16 protein-coding genes and 1 tRNA gene are annotated in these 15767 nt (G+C 54.3%); 12 read left to right on the forward strand and 5 right to left on the reverse strand.

The annotated features are described in order from the left end of the window. The first annotated feature begins 3 nt into the window (after positions 1 to 3). The 3 genes from AC6I6N_RS09035 to AC6I6N_RS09045 are packed head-to-tail and all read left to right on the forward strand — an operon-like array spanning position 4 to position 3254. The gene (locus AC6I6N_RS09035) at positions 4 to 516 is read left to right on the forward strand and encodes a TRAP transporter small permease (protein ID WP_094195487.1); all 513 of its coding nucleotides are present in this window, start codon (positions 4 to 6) and stop codon (positions 514 to 516) included. Next, a complete protein-coding gene (locus tag AC6I6N_RS09040) occupies positions 517 to 1809 on the forward strand; it encodes a TRAP transporter large permease (RefSeq protein ID WP_094195488.1) in 1293 nt (430 codons plus the stop codon). It abuts the gene before it with no gap. Then, positions 1806 to 3254 carry an amidase gene (locus AC6I6N_RS09045; protein WP_497943435.1) on the forward strand — a complete coding sequence of 483 codons (1449 nt, stop codon included), beginning with the start codon at positions 1806 to 1808 and terminating at the stop codon, positions 3252 to 3254. Before AC6I6N_RS09040 ends, AC6I6N_RS09045 begins: the two co-directional genes overlap by 4 nt. A gap of 83 nt (positions 3255 to 3337) precedes the next feature. On the opposite strand, the gene AC6I6N_RS09050 is transcribed toward AC6I6N_RS09045, so the two are convergent. Beyond that, the gene (locus AC6I6N_RS09050) at positions 3338 to 3991 is read right to left on the reverse strand and encodes a GntR family transcriptional regulator (RefSeq protein WP_086059780.1); all 654 of its coding nucleotides are present in this window, start codon (positions 3989 to 3991) and stop codon (positions 3338 to 3340) included. 160 nt (positions 3992 to 4151) lie between these two features. Here AC6I6N_RS09050 and nadE point away from each other — a divergent pair, with 160 nt between their 5' ends. Both nadE and AC6I6N_RS09060 read left to right on the forward strand, forming a co-directional pair. Continuing rightward, positions 4152 to 4979: an NAD(+) synthase gene (gene nadE / locus AC6I6N_RS09055; RefSeq protein WP_094195489.1), complete on the forward strand. Its 828-nt coding sequence runs from the start codon at positions 4152 to 4154 to the stop codon at positions 4977 to 4979. A 2-nt stretch (positions 4980 to 4981) separates the two neighbouring features. Further along, positions 4982 to 5737, forward strand: coding sequence for an IclR family transcriptional regulator (locus AC6I6N_RS09060; RefSeq protein WP_094195490.1), 756 nt, complete (start codon positions 4982 to 4984; stop codon positions 5735 to 5737). Between the two features lie 8 nt (positions 5738 to 5745). Here AC6I6N_RS09060 and AC6I6N_RS09065 read toward each other — a convergent pair whose 3' ends face one another. The 4 genes from AC6I6N_RS09065 to AC6I6N_RS09080 form a co-directional block, all read right to left on the reverse strand. Next, entirely contained in the window at positions 5746 to 6912 is a 1167-nt protein-coding gene (locus tag AC6I6N_RS09065) for an acyl-CoA dehydrogenase family protein (protein ID WP_108728196.1), read from the reverse strand. Next, complete coding sequence (locus AC6I6N_RS09070) at positions 6909 to 8138, reverse strand: CaiB/BaiF CoA transferase family protein (protein WP_321267582.1); 1230 nt, start codon at positions 8136 to 8138, stop codon at positions 6909 to 6911. The genes AC6I6N_RS09065 and AC6I6N_RS09070 overlap by 4 nt, the downstream gene beginning before the upstream one ends. A gap of 17 nt (positions 8139 to 8155) precedes the next feature. After that, on the reverse strand, positions 8156 to 9154 hold the full coding sequence (locus tag AC6I6N_RS09075) for a Bug family tripartite tricarboxylate transporter substrate binding protein (protein ID WP_395013702.1): 999 nt from the start codon (positions 9152 to 9154) through the stop codon (positions 8156 to 8158). Positions 9155 to 9215: 61 nt separating this feature from the next. Further along, entirely contained in the window at positions 9216 to 9596 is a 381-nt protein-coding gene (locus AC6I6N_RS09080; protein WP_094195493.1) for a cupin domain-containing protein, read from the reverse strand. A 384-nt stretch (positions 9597 to 9980) separates the two neighbouring features. On the opposite strand from AC6I6N_RS09080, the gene AC6I6N_RS09085 reads away from it, so the two are divergent. The 7 genes from AC6I6N_RS09085 (at position 9981) to AC6I6N_RS09115 (ending at position 15766) form a co-directional block, all read left to right on the forward strand. Further along, a complete protein-coding gene (locus AC6I6N_RS09085) occupies positions 9981 to 11045 on the forward strand; it encodes an AI-2E family transporter (protein WP_094195494.1) in 1065 nt (354 codons plus the stop codon). A gap of 308 nt (positions 11046 to 11353) precedes the next feature. After that, a tRNA-Leu gene (locus AC6I6N_RS09090) sits at positions 11354 to 11438 on the forward strand. A gap of 135 nt (positions 11439 to 11573) precedes the next feature. Continuing rightward, the gene (locus AC6I6N_RS09095; protein ID WP_497943436.1) at positions 11574 to 12638 is read left to right on the forward strand and encodes a site-specific integrase; all 1065 of its coding nucleotides are present in this window, start codon (positions 11574 to 11576) and stop codon (positions 12636 to 12638) included. 578 nt (positions 12639 to 13216) lie between these two features. Next, positions 13217 to 14089, forward strand: a complete 873-nt coding sequence (locus tag AC6I6N_RS09100; protein ID WP_497943437.1) for a hypothetical protein — start codon at positions 13217 to 13219, stop codon at positions 14087 to 14089. Positions 14090 to 14328: 239 nt separating this feature from the next. Beyond that, the gene (gene virB5, locus AC6I6N_RS09105) at positions 14329 to 15057 is read left to right on the forward strand and encodes a P-type DNA transfer protein VirB5 (protein WP_497943438.1); all 729 of its coding nucleotides are present in this window, start codon (positions 14329 to 14331) and stop codon (positions 15055 to 15057) included. A gap of 11 nt (positions 15058 to 15068) precedes the next feature. Continuing rightward, complete coding sequence (locus AC6I6N_RS09110) at positions 15069 to 15509, forward strand: hypothetical protein (protein ID WP_497943439.1); 441 nt, start codon at positions 15069 to 15071, stop codon at positions 15507 to 15509. Next, positions 15506 to 15766: an EexN family lipoprotein gene (locus AC6I6N_RS09115; RefSeq protein ID WP_497943440.1), complete on the forward strand. Its 261-nt coding sequence runs from the start codon at positions 15506 to 15508 to the stop codon at positions 15764 to 15766. The genes AC6I6N_RS09110 and AC6I6N_RS09115 overlap by 4 nt, the downstream gene beginning before the upstream one ends. The last annotated feature ends 1 nt before the right edge of the window (position 15767 follow it).

Genomic DNA, 15767 nt, shown 5'->3' on the forward strand with positions numbered 1-15767 from the left:
ATCATGAAACACTCTTTGCTCGATTGGGCCGATAGAGTCAGTACCTGCCTGGATACGCTATGCAGAATTTTTGGAGCGGTGTTTTTGGGGCTGATTGTGCTGGCGGCTTCTGTGCAGGTAGCTGGGCGTTATTTTATGGGGTACTCCCCACCGTGGATTGAGGAAATCACACGACACAGCTTTATCTGGATGATTATGCTGGGTACTGCGGTGCTGGTTAAAAGCAATGGCCATGCGGTGATTGACCTGCTGGTCATGCGCCTGAAGGGCAAAGCCCGCCGCGTTCACAACGGCATGGTGCAGATCGCCATGCTGGCGTGTGCGCTGGTCTTGCTGGTGCAGGGCGTGCAACTGATTGCTATCGTTTATCAGCAACTCAGTCCTGCCCTGCGCATCTCCATGGCCTATGTGTATGCAGCTTTGCCGGTGGGCGGTGCCATCATCGCCGTGCAGTGTGTGAATGCCTTGCTGGACGGGTATCGGGACCGGCCTGCTTGCCAGTTGGAGGGCGTGTAAATGCAAGAAGCTCTCCTGCTCTTTAGCTTGATGTTCACGCTGTTCATCGCCGGTATTCCTATCGCTTTTGCTCTGCTGTTATGCAGCGTACTGTTCCTGCTCTTGACCGGCATGAGGCCGTTGATTGTTGTGCCGCAGCGCGTGATGGCGGGGCTGGATTCCTTTCCCCTGCTGGCGGTACCCCTGTTCATCCTGATGGGAAACTTGATGGAGAAAGCGGGCCTGTCCAAGCGTTTGATTGATTTGGTCGACATGCTGGTCGGGCGGGTGCATGGCGCATTGGGTTACGTGACGGTGATTGCGTGTGCCATGTTTGGTGCCTTGACCGGCTCGGCGCCGGCTACCGTGGCGGCGATTGGCGCCATCATGATGCCCGCGATGATCGCGCAGAGATATCCGGCTTCCTTGGCTGCCGGGATAACAGCCTCGTCCGGTGCCTTGGGCAATATCATTCCACCCAGCATTGCCTTGATTCTGTATGGCGCAACCGTCAATGTTTCTATACCCAAGCTGTTTGTAGCCAATATTCTGCCGGGTTTGTTGATGGCCCTGGCTTTCATGCTGACTCATGCACTGTTGACCAGAAAACTGAAGGTGCCCAAAACTGCCGCACGCGCCTATACCCCACAAGAAATGGTGCTGGTTGCATTAAGGGCGATTCCGTCCTTGATGATGCCCGTAGTGATTTTGGGTGGTATTTATGGCGGTGTATTCACGCCAACCGAGGCCGCCGCCGTAGGTGTGGTGTTCAGTTTGGTGCTGGGGGTGTGTTATCGGCAGTTCACCCTCAGCACCTTGTGGCAGGCCATGAAAAGCTCAGTGGATACCGCCTCCATGGTCGGGATTATCCTGGGCGTAGCTGGTATTTTTGGCTGGATTCTGGCCTCGGCACGTATTCCCATGTTGATGGTGACGGAACTGACCCCGTTGCTGGATACGCAGTTTGTGTATCTGGCCTTGCTGGTGGTGTTCTTGCTGCTGGTCGGTTGTGTGATGGATGTGGCAGCCAGTATTGTTATTCTGGCCCCGATTCTGGTTCCTATCGGTATTGCATTGGGGGTGGATCCTATCCATTTGGGCGTGGTGTTCTGCGTCAATTTGGTGGTGGGTTTCTTTACACCGCCTTTTGGTTTGAATCTGTTCACAACGGTTTCTGTATCTGGTCAGCCTTACGAAGTTGTGGTGCGAGGTGTCATGCCCTTTGTGATCACGGCCATCATTGTTCTGCTCATTTTGGCGTATGTGCCTGATATCTCTTTGGTGCTGGTTCGTTTAATGGAGGCTTCAGCATGATGTCTGGCTCGCAAACGTCCGAATCTATCGACAAGCCGGAGAGCCGCGTGGGTATGGCATTGTCAAGTCCCAGGGATCTGATCTACGCCAGCGTTGACGAACTGTACCGCCTGTACCAAAGCAAGCAGGTGTCTCCAGTGGACGTGGCGCGGGCAACGCTGGATGCGGTCGACCGCTGGAATCCCCTTGTTAATGCCTACTGTTATCTGGACCGAGCCTTGACCTTGCATGAAGCGGCCCAGTCCGAAGCGCGCTGGATGGCCGGTACTGCACGAGGTCCTTTGGATGGCATACCCTACGGCGTTAAGGATTTGCTGTTGGTGCGTGGACTTCCTACAGGCTATGGCTCAAGCGCAGCACGGATCACCGATGCCGCCCAGGATGATGCGCCAGCGGTGGCACGGATGCGTGAGGCCGGTGCCGTCCTGGTCGGAAAAACGACGACCTCGGAGTTTGGTTGGAAGGGGACGGCAGACAGCCCTTTAACAGGAGTCACGCGCAATATTTGGGATTTCAGTTTAACCAGCGGGGGGAGCAGCGGCGGTGCAGCCACGGCATTGGCGGCGGGTATGGGGACGTTGCAGATCGGCACTGACGGGGGTGGCTCCACCCGGATCCCCGCCAGCTTTTGCGGTGTTACCGGCATGAAAGCCACGTTTGGAGGCGTACCCGCCTGGCCTGCCGGACCGCTACTGACTCTATCCAATGTCGGCCCTATGGCCCGATCTGTGGCGGACCTGAAACGCTTGCTGGATGTCATGATGCAAGCCGATCCACGCGACTGGAATTCGGTGCCCTTGCCGCGTCATGTGCGGCCTTCTGCCGATACATTGCAGGGCCTGCGTATTGGCCTGCATCTGGATCAACAATGCAGCCCCGAGGTCAGGGCCATCATCCAGGCGGCGGCGGACAAGTTGCAAGAACAGGGGGCGCATATTGTTTTGACCGAGCTACCCCTGACCGGTGCGAAAGAGCTGATTACCGCACATTGGGAAGCCGGTACCGCCTGGCTGGTGAATCAGGTCGCTGCTGAGCAGCGCCCTTTGGTGGATAAAGGTTTGCGCCAGGTTGCCAGCAAGGGCGAGACGAACGGCTTGTCGGACTATTACCAGGCTTTGATAGGCAGACAGAAGCTGGGGGAGGCCATGCTTAGGCATTTTGCGCAGTTTGATCTGGTTTTGACGCCTACCGTGCCGATATTGCCTTTTGAAGCGGGCCGTGACGCTCCGGCCAACGCCGCTTCGCAAAATTGGCTGGATTGGAATCCCTATACCTATCCCTTTAATTTGACGCGGCAGCCCGCCATTTCCTTGCCGGCTGGAGTCAGCGCCTCTGGCTTGCCCGTGGGGCTGCAGATGGTGGCGGGGCTGTATCAGGATGAATGGTTGGTAGACCTTGCCCAACGGGTCGAGGATTGCCTGCAAGTGCGCAGGCTGCGGTTTTAGCAATCGGGTGGTTTTGTCTGGGAAATTGCCAAGCACCTTGATTGTGCGGTGTCACCTCTCCTTGCGGGTGACACCGTTTTTTTTTAGCGCTCTGGCAGCCAGTCCAGTACCAGGTTCATGGTCTTGGCAACGTGCTCGGTCATCGCTTCTCGGGCGGCGGTGCCATTGCGATCGGCCAGCGCAGCGATAATAGCCTCGTGCTCCAGAATATTTTCTTCCATCAGGCGCGGCGGCATTTTGGAAGCGAAACTCAAGGCACTGGAGACGCTATCGTTTTGGAGCTCCTGAATCAGCTCGTGCAGGCGCTCGTTGTGACTGGTGATCGTAATCAGGTCATGAAAAGAGCGGTTGTGCTGCAACCATTCCGATCCTTCTTCACTGCGTACACGTGTTCGCAAGGTGCGGGCATAGTCGGATTGATGCTGCATCAAGACCTCCAGGTCCGAGTCCTTGATCCAGTCCACTGCCAGTTGCGCCGCCAAACCTTCCAGCTCGGCTCGAATCTGAAACGCTTCGCGGATTGATTTGGCAGAAGGGATAGCCACAATTGTGCGCCCGGTCTTGGTCAGTGACGTGACACGGCGCGCCTCCAGAAAGCGCAAGGCTTCCCGAACAGGGGTGCGGCTGGTCTGAAACTCCTCGGCAAGCTCGTATTGACTCAGGGAGTCGCCGGGCCGGTAGTGGCCGGACTGAATACGTCTAAGGATTTCGTCTGCGATTTCGGTTGAGGATCTCATCGGCAGGTAACAGGGCTTGTCTCAGTAAGGGCGAATTCGTTTTTCTTGATCGACGATTATATACAGAATCCATTTTTTATAAATAAGGATCCCATATCCCACAACTGTGCCCGTCCCTTACAATCGGATTATTGTTCACTTTGTGTAGAGAGCCTGCGCCATGACTGATGATCAACGCGCTTTGCAAGCCAGTATCCGTGTGGAATTGGACGTAAAGGATCATTTTGATGTTCAGCAAGAAATCGAACATCGCGTCCGCTTTTTAAGTGATTATTTGTTGCGTACTGGTTGCCGCAGCCTGGTTTTGGGCATTAGCGGTGGCGTGGACTCCCTGACAACCGGGTGTCTTGCGCAGCGAGCCGTCGAGCAGGCACGCGCGCAAGGTCATTCGGCGCAATTTATCGCGGTGCGTTTGCCTTATGGTGAACAGGCTGATGAGAAAGACGCCCAAGATGGCCTGAAGGTCATCAATCCCGACCAGATTCTGGTTGTTAACGTCAAGCCCGCCTCTGATGCCATGATGGATCAACTGCTGGCCGGCGGCCTGACGTTCCGCGACGCGGCGCAACAGGATTTCCTGATGGGTAATATCAAAGCCCGTCAGCGTATGGTGGCGCAGTATGCGATTGCAGGGGCGAATGGGGGCTTGGTGGTTGGCACCGACCACGCTGCTGAAGCCTTGATGGGTTTTTTCACCAAGTTCGGTGATGGCGCGGCTGATATTACCCCCTTGGCGGGCTTGAATAAACGACGCGTGCGCGCCCTGGCGACTGCAATGGGCGCATCCGATGCCCTGGTGTTCAAAGTTCCCACCGCTGATCTGGAAAGCCTGACTCCTTTGAAGCCTGACGAAGACGCTTTTGGTGTCAGCTACGATCAGATTGATGATTTCTTAGAGGGCAAGGTCATTGCGGATGAAGCTGCGCAGATCATCATCAAGACTTTCCGTGCTTCGGCCCATAAACGTGCGTTGCCGGTGGCGCCCTGACCATGAGTGCCAAACCTGCCGAGAGCAATGTCAAAACGGCGTTGCGCGTCATTGAGATCATCGAGCTGTTTGCACGCGAGACGCGGCCATTGGCACTTTCTGAAATGGCTCGCTTGCTGGATGCGCCTGTGTCCAGTTGCCTGGCTTTGCTGCGTACCTTGTCTCGGCAGGGCTATATCTACGAGACGGGACGCCGGCAAGGTTATTACCCGACGGGCCGTTTGTTGGCGATGGCCCAGCGCATTTCTCAAGCAGACCCGATACTGGAAAAAGTCCGCCCCAGCCTGGAAGAATTACGCGACACCACGCAGGAAACCGTGGTGTTCGGCAAGCTGGATTTGGATAAGAAAGTGGTCTATGTGGAGGTAATTTCTTCCCCGCACCCCATTCGCTATGTGGCGGTGGCGGGCACCCAGCGCCACGTGCATGCCAACTCCATTGGTAAAGCCTTGCTGTCCCAGATGACACCGCAAGAGCGTTCCCAGCTTTTGGGTGATGGGCCTTTGGAAGCCTTTACCAGCAAGACCTTGACCAGCCTGGACAGTTTGAATGCTGACCTGGAGACTGCCGCGCAGCGCGGCTGGTACGGCAATATGGGTGAGTCCATGTCCGATGTGGGCGGTATTGCCTGGCCGATACGGATCTCGGGCGGGGTGTATGCCATTTCGATTGCAGGTCCTGTTTATCGTATTGAACAGAACCTGCAAAGTTACGCGGAGCGCCTGCGTGTAGCCTGCCGTTTTATTGAAGAGGCCTAGCAGGCGGCTCAATAGGACTTGGGCAGTCCCAGCACTTTTTCCGCGATATAGCACATGATTAACTGCGGGCTGACGGGAGCCAGTCGCGGAATAAAGCTTTCACGCAGATAGCGTTCTACATGGTATTCCTTGGCATACCCCATGCCTCCCAGGGTTTGAATTGCAGTCTGACAGGACTGGAAACCGGCTTCGGCGGCCAGGTATTTGGCAGCGTTGGCGTACTCCCCGCAAGGCTTGCCTGCATCATACAAAGCCGCCGCCTTCAACGTGACCAGATCGGCGGCTTCCAGTTGCATCCAGGCTTGAGCCAGCGGGTGTTGTATGCCTTGGTTCTGTCCGATTGGCCGCCCAAACACGTGCCGTTCTTTGGCATAGAGGGTGGCTTTTTCCAGAGCGGCTCTACCCAAGCCAATGGCCTCGGAGGCGATCAGAATCCGTTCAGGATTGAGCCCGTGCAACAAATAGCCAAAGCCTTTGCCTTCCTCGCCGATGCGATCCTCGACAGGGATGCGTAGCCCGTCGATAAACAGCATGTTGGAGTCCACTGCGTTGCGCCCCATCTTGTCGATATGACGCACTTCGATGGTGCTGCGATCCAGGTCTGTGTAGAACAGCGATAAGCCATCCGTTGGTTTTTTGACTTCTGATAGCGGGGTCGTGCGGGCCAGTAGCAGGATTTTGTTGGCCACTTGTGCCGTGGAAATCCAGATTTTGCGCCCATGGACCTGATAGTGATCACCCTGCAAAACGGCACGGGTTTCCAGCTTGCTGGTATCTAGTCCGGAGTTGGGTTCGGTGACGCCAAAGCAGGCTTTGTCCTTGCCTTGAATTAAGGGCGGCAGAAAGCGAGCACGCTGCTCGTCGTTGCCAAACACCACGACCGGATTCAGACCAAAAATATTCATATGCACGGCAGAGGCCCCTGAAAACCCGGCGCCTGTGCGCGAGATGGTGTGCATCATCAAGGCCGCTTCCATCATACCCAGGCCCGCTCCGCCGTATTGCTCTGGCATGGCAATGCCCAACCACCCCCCATCTGCCAGGGCTTGATGAAAGTCATGGGGGTAGACGCCGTCCTGGTCACGGGCCAGCCAGTATTCGTCATCAAACTGCTGGCAAACGGCTTCAATAGCCTGGACCAAGGCGCGTTGATCTTCGCTTAATTCGATATTCATACGATCTGTTCTCGGGGTGAGGGGGGGACGCTGGCCAGCATGGCTTGTATGTCTTGTTCGCTGTAGCCCAGCTCTGCCAGAACCTGGGCCGTGTGTTCGCCCAGACTGGGTGCATGGTGTCGAATGCTGAGCGGGGTGCGCGAATACTTGCCCAAGGGAGAGGGGGTGCAGATAGGCCCCTCGGTCGGGTGATCCATATGCTGTAGATGTTTGACCGCTTGTAGATGCTCGTCATCGATCAGTTGTTCGATGGAGTACAAGGGGGCGGCCGGGATGTCGACCTGGTGCAAGGCGTGGAGCCAATATGCCGTGTCCTTTTGCTTGATCTGCGAGGCCACAAAATCATAGACCTCGCCAATATGCATGGCACGGGCCGAGTGCGAGCTGAAACGTGGGTCCTGTTGCAGTTCGGGTTGGCCGATCAGGGAAAAAAAGTTGGTCCAATGCTTGTCGTTATAGATCAACAGCACCAGAAAGCCGTCACTGGTTTGATAGGGCTTGCGCTCTTTGGCCAGCAGACGGGCATAGCCGGTGGAACCTAGTGCTGGTTTAAAAGAATGGCCGCCCAAGTGGTCACCCAATACAAAATGCGCCATTGCCTCGAACATGGGGATTTCAATGGCCTGGCCTTGGCCACTTTGGCGAGCCTCAATGACACCAGCCAGCACCGCTACGGCCACATGCAGACCCACGGTGCGGTCGCATAATGTCAAAGGTGTGTAGCGGGGGACATCACCAGATTGCTGCTGATAGAGATGGCCTAGTCCCGTCATGCCCTGGATCAAGTCATCGTAGGCGGGGCGCCCCGCGTAGGGGCCATCTTCCCCGAAGCCGTAGGCGCCGACATACACAATGGCTGGGTTGGCAGCAGCAACGCGCTCGTAATCCAGGCCCAGACGTGCCATGGCGGCCGGGCGTAGATTGTAGAGCAGCACATCCGATTCCTGGATCAGTTGCAGGCAGGCTTTTTGACCGGCTGGGGTTTTTAAATCCAGCACCACAGATCGTTTATTGCGGTTCAGGTGCAGAAACAAGGCCCCCATCGCTGCGTTGCGCATCGGGCCGACGGCCCGCATGGTGTCCCCGCTGGGGGACTCCACCTTGATCACGTCGGCCCCCAGATCCGCCAGGATCTGGGTGGCAAAGGGCCCCATCACTACCGAGCTGAGATCCAGAATGCGGATACCGCTTAATGGCCCTACATTGTCCTTCTTGTGTTCTGTCATAGCAGGCGCCTGGGCAACTATTGAGGGCCAAGTTTGGCGTCGGTAATTAATTTGCCCCACAGCGTGTATTGCTCTTGAACAAATTGGGCAAACTCTTCAGGCGGGCCACTGAAGGCATCGAACCCCAATTGAGCCAATCGCTGGCGTACGGCGTCGTCCTGAATGACCTCATTAATGCTGCGGTTGAGCAATTGAACTCGTTCCGGGTCCATGCCTGCCGGACCGAAAAAACCATTCCAAGAGGTGATATCAAAGTCCGACAAACCAACCTCCTCCATCGCAGGCAGATCAGGCAGCAAGGCGCTGCGTTTGGCCGTGGAAACGGCCAGGGCCTTGAGGCGGCCGCTATTGATAAAAGGTAGCCCGGAGGTGACATCGGTAAACATGAAATCCACCTGTCCGGCCACCAGATCGGTTAATGCTTGAGGTGTGCCTTTATAGGGAACGTGCAAGGCCTTCATGCCTGTCTGGAAATCCAGTGTGCCACCTGCCACGATACCGGTGCTATTGCCCGAGGCGTAGGTAATTTGGCCGGGGTTGTCCTTGGCGTATTGCAGCATTTGTTCGACCGTGCTGTAAGGCCGATCAGGATTGGTGACCAGAATAAATGGCAGGTTGCCGCCACGAGCAATCGGGGTGAAGTCCTTTACCGGGTCGTAGGGGACGTTCTTCATTAACCACGGTGCGGCTGAATGCGAGGTGTTGGTGGTCACAAACAAGGTGTAGCCATCGGGGGCGGCACGTTTGACGTAGTTGGCCGCAATGGTGGCATTGGCACCGGGGCGGTTTTCCACAATGATGGTTTGCCCGACTCGTTTGCCAATCTCTTCTGCAAAGATCCGGCCTACGGCATCGGTGCCGGAGCCGGCCGGAAAAGGCACGATCAGCGTAATGGGGCGATCAGGGTATTGAGCCAAGGCATTGCCGGTTAGCAGCAGCATGGCCGCACTGCCGGCCAGAATAGTCTTGAGACGTGCGGGCAGGGATAGCAAACGGTTTTTTTTCTTGAAAGTCATGGGTGTCTCCTTGTGGTGGATGGGCTTGGTACGGTGAGCCAAGCTGGCAAACGCGCCTGGGTCAGCGAATGACCCGGTCGGGATGCTCTTCGTAAGGGGGGGAGTAAATCACCAGCAGTCGGGCTGGCTCGTCACTGGTAACGGTAAAGACATGCTTTTTGTCGGGGGGCAAGTAACAGCACTCGCCGGCTTTCATTTGGCCGCGCTCGCCATCAACTTCAACATCGGCTGTACCGCTGAGCAGATAGCAGACCTGCTCAATACCAGGGTGCGCATGGGGTAGGGCGCCCTGATCTTTTTCAATGACGCCCAACAGCACTTCTACATGCTTGGCACCCACATTGGCCTGGCTGATCAAACGACGATTAACCGTGCCCGTGTGGTTGGCTGGCGAGTAGGGCAGCACATCGTCCGGGCTAACAATCCAAGATGGTTTTTCCATGTTTTAATTTCCTGTGTGAGAAAAATATTTTACGTATGTGAAAATTAAAAAAAACTGGGGTTTACCTGTGGGTGAGGTCAAAGCAGATCTGGACGGGGCACGCTAGCGGTATCCGCCAGCAGAAGGGCGTAAGATATAAACGCCCTGACCTGCCGAGTTCTGTTGAAATGGCAAGTAACAGGGCGCCGAACCAGAACCCGTGTTCTGGATGGCCACGGTCTAGTGCCCTTCCTCGTTTTGTAGAGTGCTGATTTTCTGGGCTCAACAACTTGCCCGGTTTGCGCTTAGAAACGGGTATTCCTTGGGCGATGATCATGCTATTGTCAAAAAACTTTCGGGCACCGACCCATGCCCACCCAATAGACACGAGGGTCTCCATCGTTTATGCAACCCGTCTTACCCGCATTTTTAATTGCCCGCTGGCTATTACTGCTTTTGCTGGCCGCAGGCGTTTACTTCTTGAAGGGATTTCTGGTCCCTGTTCTGGCTGCGCTGATCATAGGACTGGCCGGCTGGCCCCTTTATAAACGACTGGTCGTACGCTGCAATGGCCGCCATGCCCTGGCGGCCACACTGGCACTGCTTGTCGTGATCGTGGTGCTGGTGGTGCCTTTATCACTAGCCCTGTCCTTTGCCATTCAGGAAGCCAGCAGCTTCATCACCTGGGCGCTAGCCGCCAACCGATACGGCACACCCACCCCGGAGTGGATTAAGGCCATGCCCTTAGTGGGCGAACGCCTGACAGACTATTGGCAGCTTTATCTGGGTGAACCCCACGCGCTGGGTGAACTGGTCGAGATGGTCAGCGGCCAGCATCTGGGCAATATCTACCGCATGGTCTTGTCCGCGACCGGCAACGTATTCCACCTGCTGCTGACCGTGCTGTTCATGCTGATCACGCTGTTTTTCATCTTCAAGGATGGCGACCGCTTGCTGGTGCAATTGGATATTGTGGGCGAGCGAATCTTGCCAGGCCGCTGGCAGCGATTCTCCCGCGTTGTGCCAGCTACGGTTAACTCCACTGTCACCGGGATGGGCCTGATCGCCTTGGGCGAGGGCGTTGTTCTGGGGATTGCTTATTGGATTGCAGGAGTTCCATCGCCCGTCCTGTTGGGGGTGATTACCGGCTTCATGGCGCTGATCCCAGGGGGTGCCCCTCTGTCATTCACAATGGTGTCTTTGTATTTGATAGGTTCTGGTCACCTGGTTGCAGGCGTCAGCCTATTCCTGTGGGGCGCTATCGAGCTGTTCATCGTTGATAAAACCCTTCGACCACGACTGGTCGGCGGCCCGGTAAAACTGCCATTCCTTCCAACCTTCTTTGGCTTGGTGGGCGGTGTGCAAACAATGGGCATCGTAGGCTTGTTCATCGGCCCGGTCCTGATGGCCTTGCTGGTCGCCATCTGGCGCGAGTGGATTCGTAACGGACAGGCAGTAGCAGGGGACTAGCCCCCGAATACAGAGCAAGAAATGAACAGGCCAGGGCAATGTACCTGGCCTGTTTTTTATTTGGGGTTCTGGCTGGAGCAGGGGCAGCAACGAGCGTGCTTTCTGCCCACTTAGAACGGCCTGTTATTGCTTAAGCAGTTGTGACAAAGCAGGCAGAAAACGCGATTTCAGGCAGGTTTTAGACGGCAATCTGTTCGCGCCCCGGCTAAATTTAAAAAAATTGCAGCAGCACTTGCCAAAACCCCCAGTAATCTGCGTATAATACTAATCTTTCCTTCCAAGCCTGGATTCCCAGGTTGCCATACCTAGCCCGGGTGGTGAAATTGGTAGACGCAGGGGACTCAAAATCCCCCGCCGCAAGGCGTGCCGGTTCGATTCCGGCCCCGGGCACCACTCAAAAATCCCTAGTGTTTACAAGCACTTAGCGCGATTCAAGTCATAGCCCCAGTATTGGGGGATTTTCTTAAAAGTTCGCTTAGGTACAGTTTCGGTACACTGACGCAGCGCAATGCGTTCGACGGAGCATGTATGGCGACGATTGTTAAGACACCCTCTGGCACCTGGAAAGCACTCATTCGTAAAACGGGTTGGCCCCCAGTAGCCAAAACATTTCGTACCAAGCGCGATGCCGAAGATTGGTCTCGCCGTACCGAAGATGAGATGGTGCGTGGCGTGTACATTCAACGTGCCCCTGCTGAGCGCATGACGGTAGCCGCGGCACTCAAGCGCTACTTGAAGGAGGTAACTCCTACCAAGCGTCCTTCTACGCAAGTTGGCGAGCACAAGAAAGCTCAAACCATCATCAATCATCTTGGTAAGTATTCCCTTGCCGCACTCTCCCCTGACATCATTGCTGACTTCCGAGATATGCGGCTTGCAGGTGATGAGGATGCCAAGGGGATACGTAAGCCGAGAAGCAACAACACGGTACGGCTTGAACTAGCTCTGTTGGGGCACTTGTTTACGATTGCCATCAAAGAATGGGGCATCGGCCTACCTACCAACCCAGTCGCCAATATTCGACGCCCCGCGCCTGGGGCTGGGCGTAATCGTCGATTGACCCCAGACGAACAGAAACGCCTTCTAGCGACCGCAGACAGACATTCCAACCCGATGTTCGGGTGGATCGTCAGAATCGCCGTAGAGACGGGTATGCGCTTGTCAGAGATAACAACGCTACGTGTTGAACAGGTGGACTTGGAACGTCGAATAGTACGCCTGGAACACACAAAAAACTCTTCGCCTCGGACTGTCCCGCTTACCGTTTCAGCTACGGCCACATTTCGCGATGCCTTAAATAACCCAATGCGTCCGGGTGAGACCAGCCTGATTTTTTTCGGTGAGCCTGGGCGGGACGGGATGCGCCGTCCTTACCTGTTCGATAAGGCTTGGAATGATGCTAAGCGAGAGGTTGGCTTAGTGGATTTTCGCTTTCATGACCTGCGACACGAGGCTGTTAGCCGGTTTGTTGAGGCGGGTCTTAGTGACCAGGAGGTCTCAGCGATCAGCGGTCATAAGTCCATGCAAATGCTCAAACGCTACACCCATCTTCGTGCAGAGGACTTGGTCGGCAAGCTAGATAAGCTGTTTTAGGATATAGCTGCACCTTTTAGAGCTTGAATGTGGAGGGAATTTCTTAATTTACAAAGCGAAACAAAATTATTTTTTAGCGTGGAAAAACAGATTTATATGTAAAAACCAAAATTATATATATTGGTTTTTTGGCTTCTTTAATGCCAATGTATTCATTGGCTTGTGAAAGCTACACTATTCAATAATTTATTCCTAAAGGAAAACCAAAATAGGGTATTTTGGTTTTATTTCAATGACTTGCGTTGTTTTTGGTGGTTGACTGAGAGGGTGTGTCTAACAACAATAACCGTACTTGCTCTTATTTTGTGTGAGCAGATTATTTAACTTACTTGCGTGTGCGCTAGGAGTTGTAATGACGGTAAAAAATATATGTTAGATAAATTCGGTCCTCTAATGACCGTAGAGGATCTTGCCCAGGTTTTAGGGCGGTCAGCCGTGAGTGTCAGAAACTCGATTTCCAACAACAATGAAACTGCGCAGCGTCTGAAGCCGACAATTGTTCGAATTGGACGACGCGTTCGGTTTCGTACTGCCCAGGTGCATGACGTTCTTCAGCTCGAAGCTACAGAGGCTGAGGAATGAGTGATCCGTTTATAACCAAGAGAGAGAAAAGATCTTCTTTCTCATTTATTCCCAACGTGATCTGGAGAGATGGTCGATTGTCTTGGGGGGCCAAGGGACTCATGGGATACATCTTGCACTTGCCAGATAACTTTAAGCTTCGGCTGTCTCACTTGGCGAAACAGTGCTCGGACAAACGCGATTCTACCCGTGCTCGCATCAAGGAGTTAGAGAGCTGCGGGTATATCAAAATTACGCGGGAGCGTGGTCAATGTGGCCGGTTTACAGGGGTTTTCTGGGAGGTCTCTGAGGAGCCTGATTTTTATACGAAAGCAGCGAATCAACCATGTTCGGAAAAACCGAATATGGTTGATTCGGGATGCCTTGAGAAGATCGATCTTCCTCCATATCCGGAAAACCCGAACGTGGTGAAACCGCTTCAGGAAAAGCCAGCAAAGGCAAACCCGACCCTAATAAGTACTAATACAGAACAAATACTATCTGTAATAAATACTACTACTAAGGCGCATCGCGACTTGATGTTCCCTCCTCAACTGACAAGCGAGGAGCACCAAAAGATCATCAATGAACTGAAGGGCCTATCGGCGCAGGATGCGCAACTGCTTTTGGACGAGCTTGCTCACGCCATTCAAGCGAGCAAGATTAAATCATCGCGAGTCGGCTGGCTGTTTTCCGTGAAAAAGAAGTTTCTGGCGGGGCAATTCAATCCGGTAGGAGCTAGCAAAATTGCGAGTCAACGAAAGCAGGCTTCAGAACAAGGCTTAGTGCCGCCTGTAGAAGCACCTCCGGTAGACAGGCAAAGAGGCCAAAAAGAAGCTAGGAGGCTGAAGGAGCTACTGGCAACCTCAAGGCATAAAAAGCAGGCTTAGAAGCAGTAAGTTGTACATCTAGCAGTTTCAGCAGTAAGGATACTGACCGTCCCAAGAACGAAATCATTCGTGCTGGATGCGGGCCTTAAAACAGCCCTGACCGTCGGGAACAGAACGACCGCTTAGACCACACCCCAAGAACGCGTAGCGAGCCGGGTACGACCCTTAAACAAGGTCTGACAGACGGGAACAGTACCGCCCAGTGTCCGCAAGTCTTTCCATACTTCGGAGCAAATAGCATGAAAATCTTTTCTATGCCCATGGGCGTAGCGGTTTCTCTCGTCCTAATTTCCTCGCAGGCGCTGGCCCAGATACCTGTGACTGATGGAGCAGCCATCAAAACGAGTGTTCAGCAGCAAGTGGAAACCATGGCGAAATGGAAGCTGCAATACGATCAAATGGTCAGCCAGATCGACCAGATGAAGCAGGAGTATCAGTCAATTACTGGGGTTCGCGGCTTGGGCGATGTTTTGAACAACCCTGCGTTGCGAGACTACCTTCCGGACGACTGGCAAGGCGTCTATGACAGCGTTAAAAGTGCTGGCTATGCAGGATTAAGTGGCCGGGCTGACCAGGTCTATAACGACAACAAAATTTACGACACCTGCGTAAACCATACGGATGAGCAAAGCCGGATCAGTTGCGAAGCGCAAGCAGTGAAGGGTGCTCAAGATAAGGCGTTTGCTTTGGATGCCTACGACAAGGCCAAAGAGCGCTTAGGGCAGATTGATGCCTTGATGCAAGAGATCAATCGCACACAAGACCCTAAGTCGATCGCAGAGCTGCAAGGGCGTATCGCGGCTGAGCAAGCGTTGATTCAAAACGAGCAGACCAAGCTGCAGATGTACTCAATGGTTGCTTCGGCTGAAGATCGCTTGCAGCAACAGCGGCAGCGTGAAATCAATGCCAAGGTCCTTGCCAACCGAGAGTACACCAAGCATCAGCCTTTCAACCTGTTGAGCGAATGAGGGGAAGCATCATGACTTCTTATATTCACATCCCTATTCTGATTGCTTGCTTCTTCATGCTCTTGTCTATGCAGAGGTGGTGGCTGTGCATTAGCCGTATGGGCTTTGTTCGTGAGCTTGGTCGCCGTGCTCCTGCACTTGTAAGGGGTGACATTTTGGCTGTGACGTTCGCCGTGGCTCCGTTTGTAATTGCCGTGCTGGACTGGCTTGGTTTCGTTATGCTGGGACAGACTGTGATTTCCTCCCCTGTTGCTGTTCTTCTCTCTTTGGCAAGCTTGGGTGCTAGCGTATTTGTGTTGGGTAACTCTGGCGACCGCTTTGCTGGTCATTGGGCAGGCACCCGGGAGAGTGCTCTGCGTACAGTGGCAATGTTACGCATCATCGACGCCGCTGAGCTGACCCACGCCCTGGGCATCCTGCAACAGCACGAAGCCCGGGAGGTAGGGAAATGAAAAAGCTTTCTATCGCCCTGGTCGTTGCGGCCTTCTTGACCGGCTGCGGCGAGAACACTTCCGTTCAAACTGTCGATTGGTACAAGACCCATGAGGTTGAGCGCACAGCGATGATTGCCAAGTGCAAGGCCAATCCAGGCGAACTAGGCACATCCTCCAACTGCATCAATGCGATTACAGCGGCAAACCATCTGACTGTCGAGAAACGGGGTTATACGAAACATGCCCCAATAAATGCGCTGGAAGGGGAGCAGTGAT

The organism is Alcaligenes sp. LTN-3 (genome assembly GCF_059735605.1).

Coding starts and splice junctions, on each gene's coding strand:
- nadE (WP_094195489.1), top strand. CDS start 4,152: ATGACTGATGATCAACGCGCTTTGCAAGCCAGTATCCGTGTGGAATTG.
- AC6I6N_RS09085 (WP_094195494.1), top strand. CDS start 9,981: ATGCAACCCGTCTTACCCGCATTTTTAATTGCCCGCTGGCTATTACTG.
- AC6I6N_RS09100 (WP_497943437.1), top strand. CDS start 13,217: ATGAGTGATCCGTTTATAACCAAGAGAGAGAAAAGATCTTCTTTCTCA.
- AC6I6N_RS09045 (WP_497943435.1), top strand. CDS start 1,806: ATGATGTCTGGCTCGCAAACGTCCGAATCTATCGACAAGCCGGAGAGC.
- AC6I6N_RS09080 (WP_094195493.1), bottom strand. CDS start 9,596: ATGGAAAAACCATCTTGGATTGTTAGCCCGGACGATGTGCTGCCCTAC.
- AC6I6N_RS09050 (WP_086059780.1), bottom strand. CDS start 3,991: ATGAGATCCTCAACCGAAATCGCAGACGAAATCCTTAGACGTATTCAG.
- AC6I6N_RS09110 (WP_497943439.1), top strand. CDS start 15,069: ATGACTTCTTATATTCACATCCCTATTCTGATTGCTTGCTTCTTCATG.
- AC6I6N_RS09095 (WP_497943436.1), top strand. CDS start 11,574: ATGGCGACGATTGTTAAGACACCCTCTGGCACCTGGAAAGCACTCATT.
- AC6I6N_RS09075 (WP_395013702.1), bottom strand. CDS start 9,154: ATGACTTTCAAGAAAAAAAACCGTTTGCTATCCCTGCCCGCACGTCTC.
- AC6I6N_RS09035 (WP_094195487.1), top strand. CDS start 4: ATGAAACACTCTTTGCTCGATTGGGCCGATAGAGTCAGTACCTGCCTG.
- AC6I6N_RS09070 (WP_321267582.1), bottom strand. CDS start 8,138: ATGACAGAACACAAGAAGGACAATGTAGGGCCATTAAGCGGTATCCGC.
- AC6I6N_RS09065 (WP_108728196.1), bottom strand. CDS start 6,912: ATGAATATCGAATTAAGCGAAGATCAACGCGCCTTGGTCCAGGCTATT.
- virB5 (WP_497943438.1), top strand. CDS start 14,329: ATGAAAATCTTTTCTATGCCCATGGGCGTAGCGGTTTCTCTCGTCCTA.
- AC6I6N_RS09040 (WP_094195488.1), top strand. CDS start 517: ATGCAAGAAGCTCTCCTGCTCTTTAGCTTGATGTTCACGCTGTTCATC.
- AC6I6N_RS09060 (WP_094195490.1), top strand. CDS start 4,982: ATGAGTGCCAAACCTGCCGAGAGCAATGTCAAAACGGCGTTGCGCGTC.
- AC6I6N_RS09115 (WP_497943440.1), top strand. CDS start 15,506: ATGAAAAAGCTTTCTATCGCCCTGGTCGTTGCGGCCTTCTTGACCGGC.